The sequence below is a fragment of the Streptomyces sp. NPDC018964 genome (assembly GCF_044390325.1).
Classification (GTDB): domain Bacteria; phylum Actinomycetota; class Actinomycetes; order Streptomycetales; family Streptomycetaceae; genus Streptomyces.
This window is the reverse complement of the sequence record NZ_JBIRYZ010000002.1, coordinates 337,051-354,441: the sequence shown is the minus strand read 5'-3', so window position 1 is coordinate 354,441 and position 17,391 is coordinate 337,051. Positions and strand designations below refer to the sequence as shown.

General features: G+C 73.1%; 15 protein-coding genes. 11 read left to right on the top strand and 4 right to left on the bottom strand.

From position 1 onward, the window contains the following. Window positions 1–152: 152 nt before the first annotated feature. On the bottom strand, window positions 153–422 hold the full coding sequence (locus ACH5AO_RS04350) for a hypothetical protein (RefSeq protein WP_398921631.1): 270 nt from the start codon (window positions 420–422) through the stop codon (window positions 153–155). Window positions 423–1,397: 975 nt separating this feature from the next. On the opposite strand from ACH5AO_RS04350, the gene ACH5AO_RS04345 reads away from it, so the two are divergent. After that, on the top strand, window positions 1,398–2,354 hold the full coding sequence (locus tag ACH5AO_RS04345) for an alpha/beta fold hydrolase (RefSeq protein ID WP_398921629.1): 957 nt from the start codon (window positions 1,398–1,400) through the stop codon (window positions 2,352–2,354). Window positions 2,355–2,432: 78 nt separating this feature from the next. Here the strand turns inward: ACH5AO_RS04345 and ACH5AO_RS04340 are convergent, their stop codons facing one another. Continuing rightward, entirely contained in the window at window positions 2,433–3,299 is an 867-nt protein-coding gene (locus ACH5AO_RS04340; protein WP_398921627.1) for a tyrosinase family protein, read from the bottom strand. Further along, window positions 3,283–3,783 (bottom strand): tyrosinase family oxidase copper chaperone, encoded by a 501-nt coding sequence (locus tag ACH5AO_RS04335; protein WP_398921625.1) that lies wholly within the window; start codon window positions 3,781–3,783, stop codon window positions 3,283–3,285. Before ACH5AO_RS04335 ends, ACH5AO_RS04340 begins: the two co-directional genes overlap by 17 nt. Window positions 3,784–4,211: 428 nt before the next feature. Between ACH5AO_RS04335 and ACH5AO_RS04330 the strand changes: the two genes are divergently transcribed. From ACH5AO_RS04330 to ACH5AO_RS04285, 10 genes are all read left to right on the top strand, one after another. After that, a complete protein-coding gene (locus tag ACH5AO_RS04330; RefSeq protein ID WP_398921624.1) occupies window positions 4,212–4,457 on the top strand; it encodes a hypothetical protein in 246 nt (81 codons plus the stop codon). A gap of 221 nt (window positions 4,458–4,678) precedes the next feature. Beyond that, on the top strand, window positions 4,679–4,960 hold the full coding sequence (locus tag ACH5AO_RS04325; protein ID WP_398921622.1) for a hypothetical protein: 282 nt from the start codon (window positions 4,679–4,681) through the stop codon (window positions 4,958–4,960). A 943-nt stretch (window positions 4,961–5,903) separates the two neighbouring features. Then, entirely contained in the window at window positions 5,904–6,992 is a 1,089-nt protein-coding gene (locus ACH5AO_RS04320; RefSeq protein ID WP_398921620.1) for a DUF3344 domain-containing protein, read from the top strand. Window positions 6,993–7,108: 116 nt separating this feature from the next. Next, window positions 7,109–8,338 carry a glycosyltransferase family 4 protein gene (locus ACH5AO_RS04315; RefSeq protein WP_398921618.1) on the top strand — a complete coding sequence of 410 codons (1,230 nt, stop codon included), beginning with the start codon at window positions 7,109–7,111 and terminating at the stop codon, window positions 8,336–8,338. After that, window positions 8,335–9,762: an exopolysaccharide biosynthesis polyprenyl glycosylphosphotransferase gene (locus tag ACH5AO_RS04310; protein WP_398921616.1), complete on the top strand. Its 1,428-nt coding sequence runs from the start codon at window positions 8,335–8,337 to the stop codon at window positions 9,760–9,762. The genes ACH5AO_RS04315 and ACH5AO_RS04310 overlap by 4 nt, the downstream gene beginning before the upstream one ends. Before the next feature lie 6 nt (window positions 9,763–9,768). Continuing rightward, a complete protein-coding gene (locus tag ACH5AO_RS04305) occupies window positions 9,769–11,112 on the top strand; it encodes an O-antigen ligase family protein (protein ID WP_398921614.1) in 1,344 nt (447 codons plus the stop codon). A gap of 443 nt (window positions 11,113–11,555) precedes the next feature. After that, entirely contained in the window at window positions 11,556–13,205 is a 1,650-nt protein-coding gene (murJ, locus tag ACH5AO_RS04300; RefSeq protein WP_398921612.1) for a murein biosynthesis integral membrane protein MurJ, read from the top strand. Beyond that, window positions 13,189–13,953 (top strand): polysaccharide deacetylase family protein, encoded by a 765-nt coding sequence (locus ACH5AO_RS04295; protein ID WP_398921610.1) that lies wholly within the window; start codon window positions 13,189–13,191, stop codon window positions 13,951–13,953. The genes murJ and ACH5AO_RS04295 overlap by 17 nt, the downstream gene beginning before the upstream one ends. After that, window positions 13,953–15,089, top strand: a complete 1,137-nt coding sequence (locus ACH5AO_RS04290) for a glycosyltransferase (protein WP_398921608.1) — start codon at window positions 13,953–13,955, stop codon at window positions 15,087–15,089. Before ACH5AO_RS04295 ends, ACH5AO_RS04290 begins: the two co-directional genes overlap by 1 nt. 34 nt (window positions 15,090–15,123) lie before the next feature. Then, window positions 15,124–15,774, top strand: a complete 651-nt coding sequence (locus ACH5AO_RS04285; RefSeq protein WP_398921606.1) for a lipopolysaccharide biosynthesis protein — start codon at window positions 15,124–15,126, stop codon at window positions 15,772–15,774. A 16-nt stretch (window positions 15,775–15,790) separates the two neighbouring features. Here ACH5AO_RS04285 and ACH5AO_RS04280 read toward each other — a convergent pair whose 3' ends face one another. Then, the gene (locus ACH5AO_RS04280) at window positions 15,791–17,224 is read right to left on the bottom strand and encodes a glycosyl hydrolase (RefSeq protein WP_398921604.1); all 1,434 of its coding nucleotides are present in this window, start codon (window positions 17,222–17,224) and stop codon (window positions 15,791–15,793) included. Window positions 17,225–17,391 lie beyond the last annotated feature (167 nt).

Sequence of the window (17,391 nt, the reverse complement as noted above, 5' to 3'; positions counted from 1 at the left end):
TGAGTCGGCGGACCATTACGCGGGATCGAGGCCCGGAGCGTGCCGGAGAACAACACGCGGGCGGGCGGTGCACCGGCCTGTGGGCCACGTCTCAGAACCCGTACAGGTCGATTCCCGGCAGATCTTGACGGGTACGAGAGCGGGACGCTCGGTCAGCAGTCTTCACGGGGGACGGGGAGGAACGCATCGTTCACCACGCGTACCAGGTCGGTCTCCTTCTTGACGTTCCTGGAACAGTCGATGTTGTTGTCGGAGGCCGAAAGGTTCGACTGGTCGATGACCTCGCTGACCTCGCAGCTCTGAGTCTGCTCGTCGCTGCCGGGATCCGACCGGGCGCCGTCGTCCGCCCACGCGGTCCCGGCGGCACCACCGGCGAAGGCCAGGACGGCGAACGCACAGACGACGGCACTCTTGAACTTCATGTGCTTCTTTCCTCTCGGAATTACCTCACGCGGGTGCGCTGACACAGACCTGCGCGACCGGTCGACAACCCAGTGCTACGGAATCCTTTTGTCGCCGCGGTCAGTTGCATCTGCAAGCTATATGATTCATCTGTACCACGCAGCGAACGAAGTCCCGCGCGAGACGGCATTACTCCGATCAGGTGGCGCCGACACCGTCCAATTGGCTGCGATTTCCTCTCGGTCACCGCTTCGGCATCGGCCATCGCGGCCACGGCGAGCGGAACGGCGCCGTGGCCGCCCGCGTCCGCCGGTGCGACGCCCGCGCCGAACCGGGTACGGCCTCCGTGCGCGAAGACGTGGAATTCCCTGACGCCCGGCGTGGTCACCCGGGCCGCGGTCCACACCGGCTCCCCCGTACTCAGCCGTGTGCGGCCGGGTCCCGCCCGGGAAACGCGGTCGGTTCCTCCGGGCGGCGCGGTGACGGGCGGCACCGCGGACCACTCGGACCAAGGGGTGGCAACACCACGGGGATTCCGAGGAGTTCGGACGGTCCGCAAGCGCTTCGGTCACAGCGGCCGTGATCACGGAAAGGCCGAAGCCGTCCGCGCCCGCGGGCATTTCCCCGATGAGACCGCGACCCGAAGTGCGCATACACGGCGCCGGTGAGTCTGAATCCCGCCGGATAAGGGCCGCAAACGACGGACCATGCCTGGGATGGCGCCCCCTGAACGCCTTCCGGATCACCTTCGGGGACGGAATCACCCCGACCACCCGCCGGACAGCTCAACCGGCGGGAAGAACAGATGGGTTGGCACCTCCGGAAGGGTGTCTTCGCCCCGTTCGGGGGCCTGCGGGACTTCCCGGCCGGTGAACGACTCCTTCGGAATAACCCGGCACGGGGCAATTGCGCCAGTACTGTGTGCTTCTTGATGGTTACGGAATGTCTGCCGTCTTTCCGTTTTCCCCTCTTCCCGCCGTTTTCCGGAGCCGCTCATGCGCACTGCCGTCATCACCGCCCAGAACCCGCCCGCCGTCGGACACCCCGGGCCCGTTCCCCCGGCGCCGGGGCGGGTGGAGGAACGGGAGCTCGTCTTCGAGGGCTTCGCGTACGAGTGCCGCATCGTCCACCGGCCCGCGCCGCTGACCGCGCCGCTGGTGCTGCTCGGGGGCTCGTCCCAGAACAAGTACTCGTGGCAGGGGCACGAGAAGTACCTGTCACCGCTCGCCACCCTGGTCACCGTGGATCTCCCCGGTTACGGCACCGCGGACTTCCTGCCCGCCCGGTACGGCATCGACTTCCTCGCCGCCGCGGTCAGGCACATGCTGGTCGAGATCGGAATGCCGCGCGTGAACCTCTTCGGCGGCTGCTTCGGTGAAGTCATCGGGTTGCGTTTCGCGCAACTCCACCCCGAGTTCGTCACCCGCATCGTGTTCTGCGGCGCCGCCAAGCGCTTTCCCGAGCTGTACACCGACGCCGTCCCCCGCCTGACCCGTGCCCTCGAACGCGGCGAGATCGAGGAGGCCGCCGAGGGACTGGTGCGGATGTTCATGTCGAACCCGGGCGCCGCACGGGTCCGCCGGCACGCGGCCGTGACCCGTCTGCTCCACCGGCAGTTCCTGAACCAGACGCCGGACGAGCTGGAGAAGGTGGTCGAGCACAACACGAGGCTGCTGATGCACGGTTGCTACGAACCCCTGCCCGTCCCCGACGTGCCCTCCCTGGTGTTCAACGGGGAGTACGACACCCTGTGCACCCCGCAGATGGGCCGGGAGCTGGCCGCGGCGATGCCCTCGGCGCTGTTCACCACCCTCAAGGAGACGGACCACCTGGTCACCGTCGAACGCCGGGAGGAGTCCTCGGACCTGATCGGCCGGTTCTTCACCGACCGTCCGATCGACGGCCTGCCGTACTGCAACGCCGTGGAGTCCCTGGGGTTCGCGGCCGGGTGAGGCCGCTGCCGTCCGGGGGCCGCGTGGGCGGTCGCCGCCGGTGACGGGCCGGCGGCTCAGCCGTGCCGCCGGCCCACCTCACGCGTACCGGTAGATCCGGCCGACGTCCTCCAGTTCGGCCGGTGTCACGTCCCACGGCGGCAGCCGTTCCTGACGCGCCACGATCCGGCCGTGCTGCGCGTCGCCGGAACCCGGCGGGGTCGCGGGCAGGTAGCGGGCCCCGCCGTGCCGGCGTTGCCAGTGGTGCCACTGCAGGTCGACGAACGCGTGGTGCAGCCAGAAGACGGGATCGTTGACGGAAGCGCTGGTGAGCATCACACCGCCGACCCAGCGGTGCACCCGGTTGTGATTGCGCCACGAGGCGCTGCCCCGGCCTGAGCCCCAGCCCTCCATCCGGTTGCGGAAACCCCGGGTGACCGTCGAGTCCCAGGGCGCCACGTCGTAGTCGGGTTCCCCCAGCGCCCACTCCAGGTCGCTCTTGGCGGGCAGTTCGATCGGGGCGCTCCTGCGGCCGAGGTCCCTGGTGAGGAACTCCCCTTCGGTGACCCTCACCTTGAGGTTCCAGTTGCCCTCGTGGTGGGCGAACGGTCCGGTCATCACCCGGTGGTCGGAGCCGCGCCCGTTGCCGCCGAGGAGATCCGCCGTCCACGGGGTGGAGGTGGTCGTGCGATCGCGGGTCCAGTCCCAGTACGGAAGGGTCACCGAGGAGTCGACCCGGCGCAGGGCGCTCTCCAGGTCGAGCAGGAACCGGCGGTGCCAGGGCAGGAAGGAGGGCGCCATGTGCGCGGTGCGCAGTCCGCGCTCACCGTCGGACGCATAGTAGGCGATGTGTATCCGTACGAACTCGTCGTACTCGCCCCGCCGTTTGATCTCGAGCAGCGCGTTGACGAACCGGCGCTTCTCGTCGGCCGTGAGTGTGCCGGCGTCCTTACGCACGTACGCCATGGTGGCCCCCTCCGGGCGAGTGTGCCGTGCCGTCGTCCGGGTCCGCGCGCAGCCCCTGGCCGGGCGGGAGGGCGTCGACGGCCGCGCGGGCGGCCTCGAGCGGTGTCCGGTACGAGCAGTAGTGGTCGACCTCGCTCAGCCAGGTGCCGTCGGCGCGGCGCATCAGATGGAGGGGCCGGCCGTCGACGGTGACGTGCCACCGGCCGTCCCCGGCCGCATCACCCGCGGGGAACCACGTCCCCCGGATGCGGCGGCCCCGGTGGGTGCGGTCGAAGGCGGTGCCGGCCGGGACGCCGTCCTCACGCGCGGGCCGCAGGTACGGGGGCCGGGAGGCGGCGAGCAGCGGCGCCAGGGTGACGGTGAGGGCGCAGGCACGCAGACCGCGCACCGCCTCCCGCCGGGTCACGCCCACCGGGCCGGGCCGTGCCGCGCCCGGTGTTCCGTCCGTGGTACCCACCGGTGTTCCACCGGTGTCGACGACCATGGTCCACTCCTTCGTGCGTGCGGTTGTCCGTAGTAATAACCGCTGGTCGCCCTCTGTGGTCACCGCCGCGCCAGAAGCGGGGGCCGTACACACGAAAGGGCGGCTCCCCTCCGCGGGAAACGGGAAAACGGCCTCCGGGCTGCGGAGGACGGTCACGTCCACGACCGGGACCACCTCTTTCCCCGCCGCCGGACGGCGGCCCGGCAGCGTGGCGTGCGACGCGGAGCGGGCGGCCGGAGAAGCGGAAGAGTCGTCACGGACAGCGCCCCATAACGCCATTGGATTCAATGGATCACCCTTTCAGCGGCATGACTCATGCGATTCACCGTCGTTACCTCGATGCTGATACTCGTGCCGGGCCTCCTGAGGAGCCCGGCGCACCATCGTCCGCTCGTATCGAATGTACGAGCCAACAGCGGAGGTCCATCTTGCGCCGGAAAGAAGTAGCCGTTCTCTCTCTGTCGGCTGCCGCCCTCTTGATGGCGGGAGGAGGGAGCGCTCACGCCCAGGACGGGCCCAAGTTCCAGAACGACAACAAGATTTTCTCCTGCACGGTTCTGGAGGTCATCGACATCCCGATCCTGTCGTCCGCCAACAACAACATCGACTGCTCGACCAATTACAACGTCGAGCAAAAGGAGTACGTGTCGACCGAGGACGACCACCGGAACTGACCCGGATGGAGCAAAACCTTCCGGTGAGCCCCCTCGTTCACTGGTTGGTAACGCCGGAGGGCATCGCAGAACACTCGGCTAGAAGATGTAAATTAGCGGATATCTGCGGAGCCGGCGTTAGAACTGGGAAAGAGTGTGCTACAAATCCCAGTCACAGAGACTTTCCGCTCTGCCAGTCCCGGAAAGATGAAGAGAAAAACATCCCTCCACGAGGAGAAGAAGTGAAGCTCAGCAAGGCCCTCATCACCACCGCCGCCACCGCCATGGCCATTGTCGGCGCCGGCGCCGGAGTCGCCCAGGCCGCGAACGACGGCGACACCCTCTCCGAGAGCTGCAAGGTGACCGAGGTCATCGACATCCCGATCCTGTCGTCCGCCAACAACAACATCGACTGCTCGAAGAGCGTCGAGGAGGAGACGTCGCTGCACGTCGAGGACGAGGACAGCGCTCAGTCGGCCGTTCTCCTCCCCCTCTACGAGGACGACAAGGGCAAGAAGCACTGACCTTCGCAGCCCGCCGAGAACAGCGTGTAGCTGGGCGAGCCGAGAAGGTACCGTGCCGCTCCGGCATGGCCGGAGCGGCACTATAAACAAGGAGAAGCCCCCATCATTTGGGGGCTTCTTCGCGTCTCCGGCCGGTCCGCCGGTGCCGCCGGAACGACTCGGGCCGGCGCACTGGAATCCTCATGAGGAGCGGGACATCAGGTCGCTTCCGCCTGCGAGCGGATCGGTGCCACGCCGGTCCGGGCGACGGATGGAATCCGCCCGGCGGTCATCCGTCCCTTTCGGGGCCGGCATGCGCCATTCACCTGCTCGGCAGATTTCCGATTACCTCGGGCCAGGAATCCGGTGACCTCGTTCCGGAGCCGTGGAAAAGGGTGACGAGGTCGACCCACTCGCTCGGAGCAATGCCCGTCCCGGGGGCCCCGCACTCGCCGTTCGGGGGCGAGTACGAACCGGCTCCTCACGGACACCGGAATCCCGGAGGGCGGGGAATTCCATGGGTCCGGGCAGGTGATCGGCCGCGTTCCGCGGCCGGAACGGCGCAGCACGCGCCGAGTACGACACGCCGTGCGGGCAGAGCACGCATGCGCGTTCCTCCGGGTGAATTCCGGATCCCGGATCACGGACCCCGGCGGGAGTGCCCACGCCCGTCCACGACGGGTCATACGCCGTTCGAGATCCCCCCGTTCACCCCGTCGCCCGTCCTGACGGGCGGGTCCGGTTCCCGTTCGGCGGGGCGACGGGGCGGCAGTACCACAGCAGCGGCACAGCGAGAGCCGGCTTCACGATTCCAACACACATGTCGACATTCGCTGAGTTTCAGTCGATTTGTCCGTTTGGTGTCTAGAGTGATGAACCTCCCCGCGCATTCCTCCGGGCGGACGCAGCGCACTCGTCCCGCTGTCCGCCACCGCCGCTCCCCGTTCGAAAGGCTACGACGGTCATGCGTCAATCCCTGGGTCAGATGCTCCGCCATGCGGCAGTGGGCGTCTTCTCCCTCGCAGTGATGTGGACACCCTGCGGCTCCGCGGCCGCCGCGCCGGTCGCGCCCTCCCCGGAGGCCGACGGCCTCGCCTTCTCCCAGCGGTACCGCGCGGTCCAGCACGGTGGCATCGTGCGGGCCGCCAACACCTCCGCCACCTGCCGTGCCGAGACGCCCTCGTGCCGGAACGTGCAGGCCGGCGCGCAGGGGGTGAACGGCGACTTCAACATGTTCTACATCGACGTCGACAGCGACCCGAACACGTACAACTCCTCTCGCGCGGAGCTCCGTCTGCCCGCCGGCTCCCGGGTGACGTACGCCCGCCTGTACTGGGGCGGCAACCTGCTCGTCGGTGAGCAGAAGCCCTGGCAGGACAACGGGCGGGTGCTGATCGCCGAGCCCGGCGGGGAGTACAAGGAGTTGCTCGCCGACACGGTGGTGGGACACCGGGTGGCGGACGGCGCGGACGCCTTCCAGGCCTCGGCGGACGTGACGGAACTGGTGCGGGACAGCGCGCCGGGGCTGTACACGGTGGCGCAGGTCAACGTGGCGATGGGCAGATCGGCGGCCGGGGCCTGGGGCGGCTGGACGCTGGTGGTGGCGTACGAGAACCCGGAGGAACCGCTGCGGCACCTCGCGCTCTGGGACGGATTCGCCCCGCTGGGCGGCCGCTCGGGGGTCGAGATGCAGCTGAGCGGCCTGCCGTTCCCGGCGGGCGCCGGGGGCCGGGCGGGACTGGTGGCGTACAACGGCGACCGCGGTACCGCCGGCGACTCGCTCGTCCTCACCGCCGGCGGCCCCGTCCCCACCGCGTTCGCCGACCGGGCCAACCCCTTCGACGACGTCCTGAACTCCACCATCACCGATTCCCGCGGAGCGTCCCCCCGGCGGGTACCGGCGTACGCCAACACCCTCGGCTACGACTCCGACGTGTTCGACCTCGAAGGGGGCCTGCCGCGCGCCGGTGACCAGGTGGCCCTCCGACTCATGTCCCAGCGGGACGCGGCATGGGCGGGCGTGCTCTTCGCCGCCGTCGACGCCCGGCGGTGAACGCGTCCGCGCCGAGCGCCTTCGGGAACACGGAAACCCTGCCCGCGACCCCCACGGACCCTGTGGTCCCCGCGGACCTTGCGAACCCCGCGGACCTCGCAGACCTCGCGACCCCCGTGGCCGGTGGCCGCCGGCCACGGGTCCTGCACCTCACCCAGCCGGTGGACGGCGGAGTGGCGCGTGTCGTGACGGACCTGGTGCGGGCCCAGCTCGCGGACGGCCTGCACGTCACCGCGGTCTGTCCCGCCGGCGCGCTCTCCGGCCGGTTGCGGTCGCTCGGCGCGCACGTACGGCACTGGGAGGCGACGCGTTCGCCGGGCGTCTCGCTGGCGCGGGAGGTGCGGCAGCTGGCCCGGCTGATCGACGAGGTGCGCCCCGACCTGGTGCACGCGCACAGCGCGAAGGCCGGGCTCGCCGGGCGGCTCGTGGTGCGCGGCCGCATCCCCACGGTGTTCCAGCCGCACGCCTGGTCGTTCGAGGCGGTGGGCGGGAGCACGGCGGCCCTCGCGCTGCGCTGGGAGCGGTGGGCGGCCCGCTGGGCCGCGCGGATGGTGTGCGTGAGCGAGGCGGAACGCGCCACCGGCGTGCGCGCCGGGATCACCGGCCACTGGGTCGTCGTGCCCAACGGCATCGACCCCGACCGTTTCCGCCCGGCGCCCGCCGGCCCCGTACGGGCCGGACTCGTGCCGCCGGCCGGGCCGGACCCGCGGGCGCCGCTCGTCGTGTGCGTGGGCCGGCTGTGCCGGCAGAAGGGACAGGACGTCCTGCTGCGGGCCTGGAACGCCGTGCTGCGCCGGGTGCCCGAAGCCCGTCTCGTACTGGTCGGCGACGGGCCGGACCGTGACCGGCTGCGCGCGGCCGCGCCCGGCTCCGTGCTGTTCGCGGGGGCCGTCGCGGACACCGCCCCCTGGTACCAGGCCGCCGACCTCGTCGTCCTGCCGTCCCGCTGGGAGGGCATGGCGCTGGCCCCGCTGGAGGCGATGGCCTGCGGGCGGCCCGTGGTCGTCACGGACGTCGACGGCGCCCGCGAGAGCCTGCCGCCCTCCTTCACCGCTCCGTGCGTGGTGCCGCCGGAGGATCCCCGGGCCCTGGCGGGGGCGGTCGGCGGGCTGCTGCTCGACCCGGCACTGCGCGCGTCCCTGGGCGACCGGGGCCGCCGGCACGTGCTGTCCCTCCACGACGTGCGGCACACCGCGCGTGCGGTCGCCGACGTCTACCACGACCTGCTCGGCACCCGGCCCGCCACGGCGAGGACACGCCCGTGCCGGGCGGCCGGTGACGCCGAGGCCGACCGGACGACATCCCACGTCGATCCCCCCGAGCACAGGGAGTGCCTCCACTCGTGACTGCCGAACACACCGTGCCCTCCCCCGGCGTGCCGCCGCGGGACCACGGATTCCCCTCCTCGCCCGTCTCCGTCATGTCGCCGCGCGGCACCGACACCGGCCCCCGCCTGTCCGCCGCGCCGCCCCGGACGGCCTCACCGCTGCCGCTGCTCGTCGCGGACGGTGCCGCCGTCCTGCCCGCCGCGCTGGTGCTGCCCGGGGCCCTGCGCCATCCCCTGCTCATCGCCCTGCTGATCGCGGTGTCGCTGCTGCTGCGCCCGCGTGACACCCGGCCGCCGGTGCCGGAACTGCTGGAGGAACTGCCCGCCGTGTGCGGCCGTGTCGCGGTGGTCTGGACGGCCGGCGCCGCGCTGTGGGCCGCGTACCGGCCGGAGCACGCGCTGTCCGCCGGCACCGTGCTGACCGGACTGGCCGTGCAGGCGGCGACGGCCTGCGTGCTGCGCGCGGCCGTGCACGGGCGGCGGCGGGCCGCGCTGCTGCGCCGCCCGCACGCCGCGCTCGTCATCGGGCCGGCCGGGACCGCGCAGCGCGTGGCCGCCGCCGTGCTGCGCCACCCGCGCTGCGGGATGCGGCCGGTGGGAATCGTCACCGACCAGCCGGACGGCGCCGAAGGCGTGCCGGTGCTGCGCACGGACGAGGAGGTCGAGCGGGCCGTCATCCAGAACGGGGTGCGGGTGGTGCTCGCCGTCCATCCCTCGGTACGGACCGAACAGGGGCCGCTGCTGCGGGCACTGGCCGGGTCGGGCTGCGCGGTCTGGGAGATCGACGCCGCTCCGGCGCCGTACCCGGCGCGGGAGCGGCTGGCCGGGTTCTCCTGCCGCCGACTGGACTTCGCCCCGGTGCGCGGCGGCGGCCTCGGCAAGCGGCTGCTCGACATCCTGGTCTCGGGGACGCTGTTGCTGCTGGCCGGCCCGCTGCTGCTGGTGTGCGCCGTGACGCTGCGGCTGGCCGACGGGCCGGGTGTGGTGTTCCGGCAGGAGCGCATCGGCCGCGACGGGGAGCCGTTCACGCTGCTGAAGTTCCGCACCCACCGCCCGGTCGACGAACACGAGTCGGCGACCCGGTGGAGCGTGGCGGGCGAGCACGAGATGCGCTGGTTCTGCCGCATGCTGCGGCGCACCTCGCTGGACGAGCTGCTCCAGCTGTGGAACGTGCTCCGCGGCGACATGAGCCTGGTCGGGCCCCGGCCCGAACGCCCCTACTTCGTCGGGCAGTTCAGCCAGACGTATCCCGGTTACGCGGCCCGGCACCGGATGCGTACCGGCATCACCGGTCTGGCGCAGGTCCACGGGCTGCGCGGCGACACCTCGATCGAGGACCGGTGCCGGTTCGACAACGCCTACATCGACGACTGGTCGCTGTGGCGGGACGTCTGCATCCTGCTGCGCACCGCGGCCACGCTGGTCCGGCCGACGGGGAGCTGACGTCACGTGAGTCACGTCCTCGTCCCGCCGCGCCGAGCCGTTGCCGCCCTGGCGCCGGTCCTGCCGCTGGTGGCGGTGGTCGCCCTGGCGGGCCTGCCGTCGGCGGGGGGCGGCGCGGGGCCCGCCGACGTGGTGTCCGCGCTGGTGGCCGGGTACTGCGTGATCCGGCTGCTGCGGGAACGGCGGCGCCCGCTGTCGCCCCGCGCGGCCGTGGTGCTGGGACTGCCGGTCGCGGGGGTGGCGCTCGCCGCCATGGGGGCGGCCTCGCCCCAGGCGGCGTTCGACGGCCTGGGCCGCTACCTGCAGGTCTTCGTGCTCGTCCCGGCCGTTGTCCTGGTGCTGCTCCGCGGCCGGGCCGACTTCCGGGTGCTGGCCTGGTCGTTCGTGGGGCTCGCCCTGTGGCAGGGGGCCGTCGGGGTGCACCAGTACGTCACCGGGACCGGCGCCTCGTACCAGGGCGAGACCGTCCGCGCGGTCGGCACCTTCGGGGCGCAGGACGTGATGGGCATGGCGACGGCGGTCTCGCTGGGCGTGGTGTGCGCGGCGGGGATCGCGCTGGGACGGGCCCCGGTGCGGCAGCGGACGGCCGCCGCCGGGTGCGCCCTGGCCCTGGTGCTGCCGCTGGCGCTGTCCTTCAGCCGGGGCGCCTGGATCGCAACCGCGTTGGCGTGCGCGGTGCAGCTGGTGCTGGCGGGGCTGCGGCGCGCGGTGAAGGTGGCGGCGGCCGTGGTCGCGGCGGGTGTCGTGCTGGTGGGCGGGCTCGGGACCGGTACGGCGATGCTGCAGGAGCGGATCGACAGCATCACGGAGGTCACCGGCACGCCCGACCAGTCCGTCGTCGACCGGTACACCCTGTGGGCGGCGGCGACCGGCATGTGGCGCGAGCACCCGTGGACCGGGGTGGGGCTGAAGAACTTCCCCGAGTACCGCGACGGGCACGCCACTCTGGCGCTGTCCTCGGGCAGCGACATCGCGGGCGCGGGTACGGAGTACCACAAGCAGGCGCTGCTGTCGCCGCACAGCATGTACCTGCTGGTGCTGAGCGAGCAGGGCCTGATCGGGCTGCTGGCGCTCGCCGGGGGCTGGCTGGCGCTGCTGGTGTGCGCGCTGCGGCGCCTGCTGCGGGTCCGCCGCCGCGGCCCCGGCCTCGACTGCGCGCTCGTCGCCGTCGGCCTCCTGCTCTGGCTGCTCACCGACTTCGTCTACGGCGACATCGGCGGCCCCTCGACCGTCCTGACCGGCATGGCGCTGGGCCTGACGGCGTGGTGGGCGCTGTCCCACGAGGACCGGGCGGGCGCCGCCCCGCGGGGCGCAGCGCCCGCCCGCACCGAGGAGGCCGCGACCCGATGACGATGCTGCCTTCACGGACTCCCGGTTCCGGCCGGCCCGCGACGGACGCCCCCACACCGGACGGACCCCGGCCCGCGGAACCCGGACCCACCGGCACGACGGCCGGCACACACACGACGACCGGCAGGCTCAGGACCGGCAATCCCGCCTCCGGTCGGCCCGCGGAACCCGGATCCACCGGTACGGCGGCCAGCACTCACACAACGGCCGGCACACGCACGACAGCCGACGCACGCACGGTGGCCGGTGGCCCCGCGCCCGGCGGGCTCAGCACCGGCGGCCCCGCCTCCGATCGGCCCGCGACGGACGCCCCCACACCGGACGGACCCCGGCCCGCGGAACCCGGATCCACCGGTACGGCGGCCGGCACATGCACGGCAGCCGGTGGCTCCGTGCCCGGTGGGGCCGAGGGCGTGGCGGGGGGTGGTCCGGGGGTGCCGTCCGTGACGCGTGCCGTCGGGGCGGGTGGTGACGGTGGCGAGTCGGGCACGGTGTCCCGGAGGTTCCTCGCCCGGGCCGCGCTGGGGACGGCGGCGCTGTCCATCGCCGGGTCGGTGCTCGGGCTGGTGCGGGACCAGTCGCTGGCGCGGCTGTTCGGGGCCGGGAGCGACACGGACGCCTTCCTGGTCGCGTGGACGGTGCCGGAGATCGCCGCGACGCTGCTGATCGAGGACGGGCTGGCGATCGCGCTGATCCCGGCGTTCAGCGTGGCGCTGGCGCGCCGGGCCCGGGGTGCGCCCGGCGACCCGGTGCGCGATCTGGTCAGGGCCACCCTGCCCCGGCTGTGCCTCGCCTTCGCCGCGGTGACGGCGCTGGTCGCCGCCGGGGCCCCGTACCTGGTCCGCGTCCTGGCGCCCGGCCTGTCCGATCCCCGCCTCGCCGTCGACTGCACCCGCATCACCGCGCTCAGCCTGCTGGCCTTCGGGCTCGCCGGGTACTGCAGCGCCGCCCTGCGGGCGCACCGCCGTTTCTTCGCGCCGGCGGCGATCTACGTCGCGTACAACACCGGCATCGTGGCGACGATGTTCCTGCTCGGCGGCGCGTGGGGGGTGCGCGCGGCGGCGGTCGGGGTCGCGGTGGGCGGCTGTCTGATGGTGGCGGTGCAACTGCCGTCGCTGTGGCGCCGGCTGGCGTCGCCCGCGCCCGCGCCCGCGCCCGCCGCGACCGGGCCGGCGGACGGGGAGCGGCCGGTGCGGCTCGCCCTGATCGCCGCCGTGCTGCTGTTCGCGCTGTGCCGCCAGTCGCAGGTCCTCGTCGAACGGTTCCTGGCGTCGTCCCTGCCCGCCGGGTCCATCTCGCACCTCAACTACGCGCAGAAGGTCGCCCAGATCCCGATGACGCTGTCGCTGATGGTGTGCACCGTCACCTTCCCCGTGGTGGCGCAGGCGCTCGCCGAGGGCGACACCCGCCGGGCCCGCGCCCGGGTGGAACGGGACCTGGTGCTGGCGTCCTGTGTGGTGCTGGCCGGCATGTGCGCGGTGATCGCCTGCGCCCCGCAGATGATCGAACTGCTCTTCCAGCGGGGCGCGTTCACCGCAGCCGACACCACCGCCACGGCGAACGTCATGCGCGTGTACGCCCTGGGCCTGCTCGGCCAGACCCTCGTGGGCGCCCTCGTCCGCTGCTACTTCTCGGCGGGCCGCCCCAGCTGGTACCCCCTCGGTGTGATGGCGGCCGGCATCGTCGTCACGTCCCTGGTCGGTGCCGCGACCGTGGGCCGCTGGGGGGTGGCGGGGATCGCCGCCGCCAACGCCTTCGGCATCACCGCCACGGCCGTACTGCTGCTGACCGGCCTGCGCGCGTCCCGCCCCGGCGGCACGGCCGGCGTCACGGTCGGCGTCCGCGAGGTCCTGGGCCGGCTGGGCCGGCCCGTGCTCGCCTCGGTCCTCGCCGTCGCCGCCGGGGTGTTCGCCGCGAGCCGCTTCGAGTCCCCGGTGGCCGCCCTCGCGGCCGGCTGTCCGGCCGTGGCCGCCGTCTTCGTGCCGCTCGCCCTGCCCGTCCCGGTCGCCCGGCGTTCCGTATCCGCATCAGCATCCGCACTGCGCTCCGTGCGCACCGTCACACGAAGGCTCACACATGGCCGCTCCCGTTGATTCCGTCGCCGCCGGCAGACCCTCCGCGCCCCGTCCGGGCCCCGTCCCCTGGGTGGCGATGTACCACTCGGTGGGCGACTGCTCGGACGATCCGTACCGCATCACCGTCACTCCCGGGCGGCTCGGGCGGCAGCTGGCCTGGCTGTGCCGGCAGGGGCTGCGCGGCGTGTCCGTCGCCGAACTCCTCGCCGCGCGCGCCCGGGGCGAGGGCCGGAACCTGGTCGGCCTCACCTTCGACGACGGCTACGCCGACTTCCTCACCGGCGCCCTGCCGCTGCTGCGCCGCTTCCGCTGCGGCGCCACCCTCTTCGTCCTGCCGGGCCGGCTCGGCGGCGACAACGCCTGGGACCCGCTCGGCCCGCGCAAGCCGCTGCTGACCGCGGACGGCATCCGGCGCGCCGCCGACGCGGGCGTGGAGATCGGCTCGCACGGCCTCACCCACATCGACCTGACCCGCGCGGACGACGCCGCGCTCACCGCCGAGGTCGCCGAGAGCCGCGCCCTGCTCGCCGAGTTGACCGGCGCCCCGGTCCACGGGTTCTGCTACCCGTACGGCACGGTCGACGCGCGCGCCGTCGAGGCCGTGCGGAAAGCGGGCTACACCTACGCCTGCGCCATCGACCCCGGCCCGCTGACCGGCCCGCACGCCCTGCCCCGCGCGCACGTCGGGCAGAACGACACGGCGTTGCGCCTGCGCCTCAAGCTCCGGCTGCACCGGCTGCGCCGGCGCCCGGTGGAGGGCGTGTGATGAGGGCGCTGCACATCATCACCGGGCTCGGTGTCGGCGGTGCCGAGCAGCAGTTGCGGCTGCTGCTGCGTCATCTGCCGGTCGACTGCGACGTGGTGACGCTCACCAACCCCGGCGCGGTCGCCGACGGGCTCGGCGCCGACGGCGTGCGCGTCGTGCACCTGGGCATGGGCGGCAACCGCGACCTGGCCGCGCTCCCCCGCCTGGTCCGGGTGATCCGCGCCGGCGGCTACGACCTCGTGCACACGCACCTGTACCGGGCCTGCGTCTACGGCAGGATCGCCGCCCGGATCGCCGGGGTCCGTGCGGTGGTGGCGACCGAGCACTCGCTGGGCGACACCCAGATGGAGGGCCGCAGGCTGACGGCCGGGGTGCGCGCGCTGTACCTGGCGAGCGAGCGGCTCGGGTCGGCGACGGTCGCCGTCTCCCCGACGGTGGCCGACCGGCTGAAGCGCTGGGGCGTGCCCGCCCCCCGCATCGAGGTCGTCCCCAACGGCATCGACCTGGACCGTTTCCGCTTCGACCCGGAGCGGCGGGAGCACACCCGCCGGCGCCTGGGCCTGCCGGAGGGCGCGTTCGTCGTCGGCGGCGTCGGCCGGCTCACCCGGGGCAAGCGGTTCGACGTCCTCGTCCGCGCGCTCACCCTGCTGCCGGAGGACCACTGGCTGCTGCTGGTGGGCGGCGGTCCCGAGGAGCACGTGCTGCGCCGCACCGCGCGCGAGGCCGGGGTGGCAGGGCGGGTCCTGTTCACCGGTGAGCGTCCCGTCGTCCCCGACGGCACCCCCGGCCCCGACCTGCCCTCGCTGACGGCGGCGATGGACCTGTTCGCCTCCCCGTCCGCGGAGGAGTCCTTCGGTCTGGCCGCCGTGGAGGCGCTGGCGTGCGGCCTGCCCGTGCTCTACGCCTCCTGCCCGGCGATCGAGGACCTGCCCCCCGGGGCCCGCGCCGACGCCCGGCGGGTGCGCGGCGGCCCCGGGGCGTACGCCCGCGCGATCACCGAGGCCCGTGCCGCGGGCCCCGGACCGCGTACGGCCGGGCAGGCCGCGCACCACTACAGCATCACCCGCAGCACAGCCCGCCTCATGGACGTGTACGCGGCGGCCGTCGCCGGCTCGTCGCCGTCCGCCGCGCCATGAGCCCCCACCGCACCTTCGAGGGAGCAAGCCCGTCATGACCGACACCCCGCCCCGTCGGCTCCGTCCGTCCCTGGACCGTGTCAGAAAGCTGCCCGCCTGGTCCGCGCTGGTGGCGGGCACGCTCCTCGGCGGCCTGCTCGGCGGCGCGTACGGCCTGCTCACGCCCCGGGCGTACACGGCCACCAGTTACGTCGTCGCCGTACCGACCGGCAAGGCCGCCCCGGACACGGCCAGCGGCTTCGCACAGGCGTACGGCCGGGTCGCCACCCAGGTCGCGGTGCTCGGCGACGCGCAGGTGTGGGCCGGGGTGCCGGTGCGGACGCTGCGGAACAGCGTGCGCACGGCGACGTCGCCGGACGCGCCGATGGTCGCCGTCTCGGCCACCTCCGAGCAGCCCGAACTGGCCGTCGACATGGCCAACGCGGTCGCGCGCGCGCTGACCCGGCACGCCGAGGACACCAAGGGCAGCACCCAGGTCCGGCTCGTGCAGTTCTCGCGCGCGGTGAAGCCGGGCAAGCCCTCGTCCGCGTCGCCGACGGTGACCGCGCTGGTGGGGGCGAGCGCGGGCGGCCTGCTGGGCGGCCTGGTGCTGCTCGCCCGGCCGGGGCGGTCCGGCCGGGACGACGACCCCGCCCCCGCCGCCTCGGTGCCCGGCCCGGCCACCGCCGCCGATGTGCAGCGGTGACGCGGCCGGGGTGGCGCTAGCGGGTGCGCGACCACCAGTCGAAGCGGAGGCAGAGTCTCCCGCCGAGCCAGTACTCCACCCACCGGCCCAGGTCCAGCGGCGAGCAGTTCCCCGGCGGCGGTGTGCCGGGCGCGGTCGGTACGGGAGCGGGTGCCGGGGTGTCCTGCTCCCCCTCGTGCGTGCGTCCGTAGAGCACGCTCTTGTAGACGCGGGACGAGTCGGGGTTGTCGTCGCACTGCCACACTCCGTGCGGGCAGTAGTCGGTCAGCGTGTTGTAGAGCGGCTTGTGCCGGTCGATCCACGCGAGCATGCGCCGCATGTACTCGGGATTGTCGCCGTTGCGGAAGAGCCCCCATTCGGGATAGGAGATGGGTTTTCCGTGGGCCTTCGCGAAATCGACGTGCGCCTGGAGTCCGTACGGTTCCTTCACCTGTTCGTCGAAGGAGTGCCCGGCGGGCTGGTCGTAGGAATCCATGCCGACGATGTCGACCGTGTCGTCCCCGGGGTAGCACCGGGTCCAGGGAACGGCGTCCCGGCCGCGGCTCGGTGCGAAGTCGAAACGGAATTCCTGGCCCGGCACCGCGCGCATGGTTCTCACGATCCGGTTCCAGTACGTCTTCCAGGATTCCGGGTCGGGACCGCAGCGGTGGGTGTAGGTGACGCCGTTCATCTCCCAGCCGAGCACCAGCACCGTGTCCGGCACCTTCAGCTCGACCAGCCGCTCGGCGAGGGCACGGAAGTGGTGGTCGAACTCCCCGGCCGCGCCCCGCCGCAGCAACTGCCGGACCTCGTGGTCGGGGACTCCCTCCTCGTTGCGCTCCTGCATGGGGACGTTGAGGACGAGCATCCGGTCGTCGTCGGCGTTGCGCCAGCGCGCCCACGACGTGAGGAAGCCGATGTCCCCCTCGATGTCGCTCCAGTGGTTGCCGGGCAGGTAGGTGTGGCCGACGCGCAGCTCGGCGCCGCCCAGCCAGCGGCTGAGCTGCTTCATGCGGGTCACGCCGCGCGCGTCGGAGGCGAGGAAGGCGCCGAAGGCCGGAACCTGGGGGCGCGGCACCGGCAGGAGCGGGGTGGGAACAGGCGGGAGGCCGAGGTCCGGGACGGCGGGGACCGGCGGGAAGCCGACGTCCGGGACCACGGGGGCCTGAGGGACCACGGCCTGTGGATCCACGGGGACCTGGGGGTCTACGGGGGCCTGCGGGGCCGTGGGGGCCTGGGGGTCCGCGGGGGCCTGCGGATCCACGGGGGCCTGCGGGGCCGTGGGGACCTGCGAGGCCGTGGGAGCCATGGGAGTGGCCGCGGGCCCGTCCGGGGACGGCACCGCCGGACGGGAGTCGCCGGTGCGCGCCGACCCGGCCGCGGGTCCGGCCGCCAGGGCGGCGGACACGACGACCGCCGCCGCGCCCACGGCCATTCCGCGGGCCCGGACCCGCCTGTGCTGTGGGGCCATTGGCTGCTCCTCTTCTCATTCACATCCGCTTTCTGCCCGACATCCTTGTTTTTTGACGGACAGTCATATGGATTCAGGCACAGGAAATACGACGGTGCCAATGTCACTGCGGCTTTCGAGTGCCGGGCTCGCCCGTGCGGGTGAGCCGGTACCAGAAGAAAGTGAGT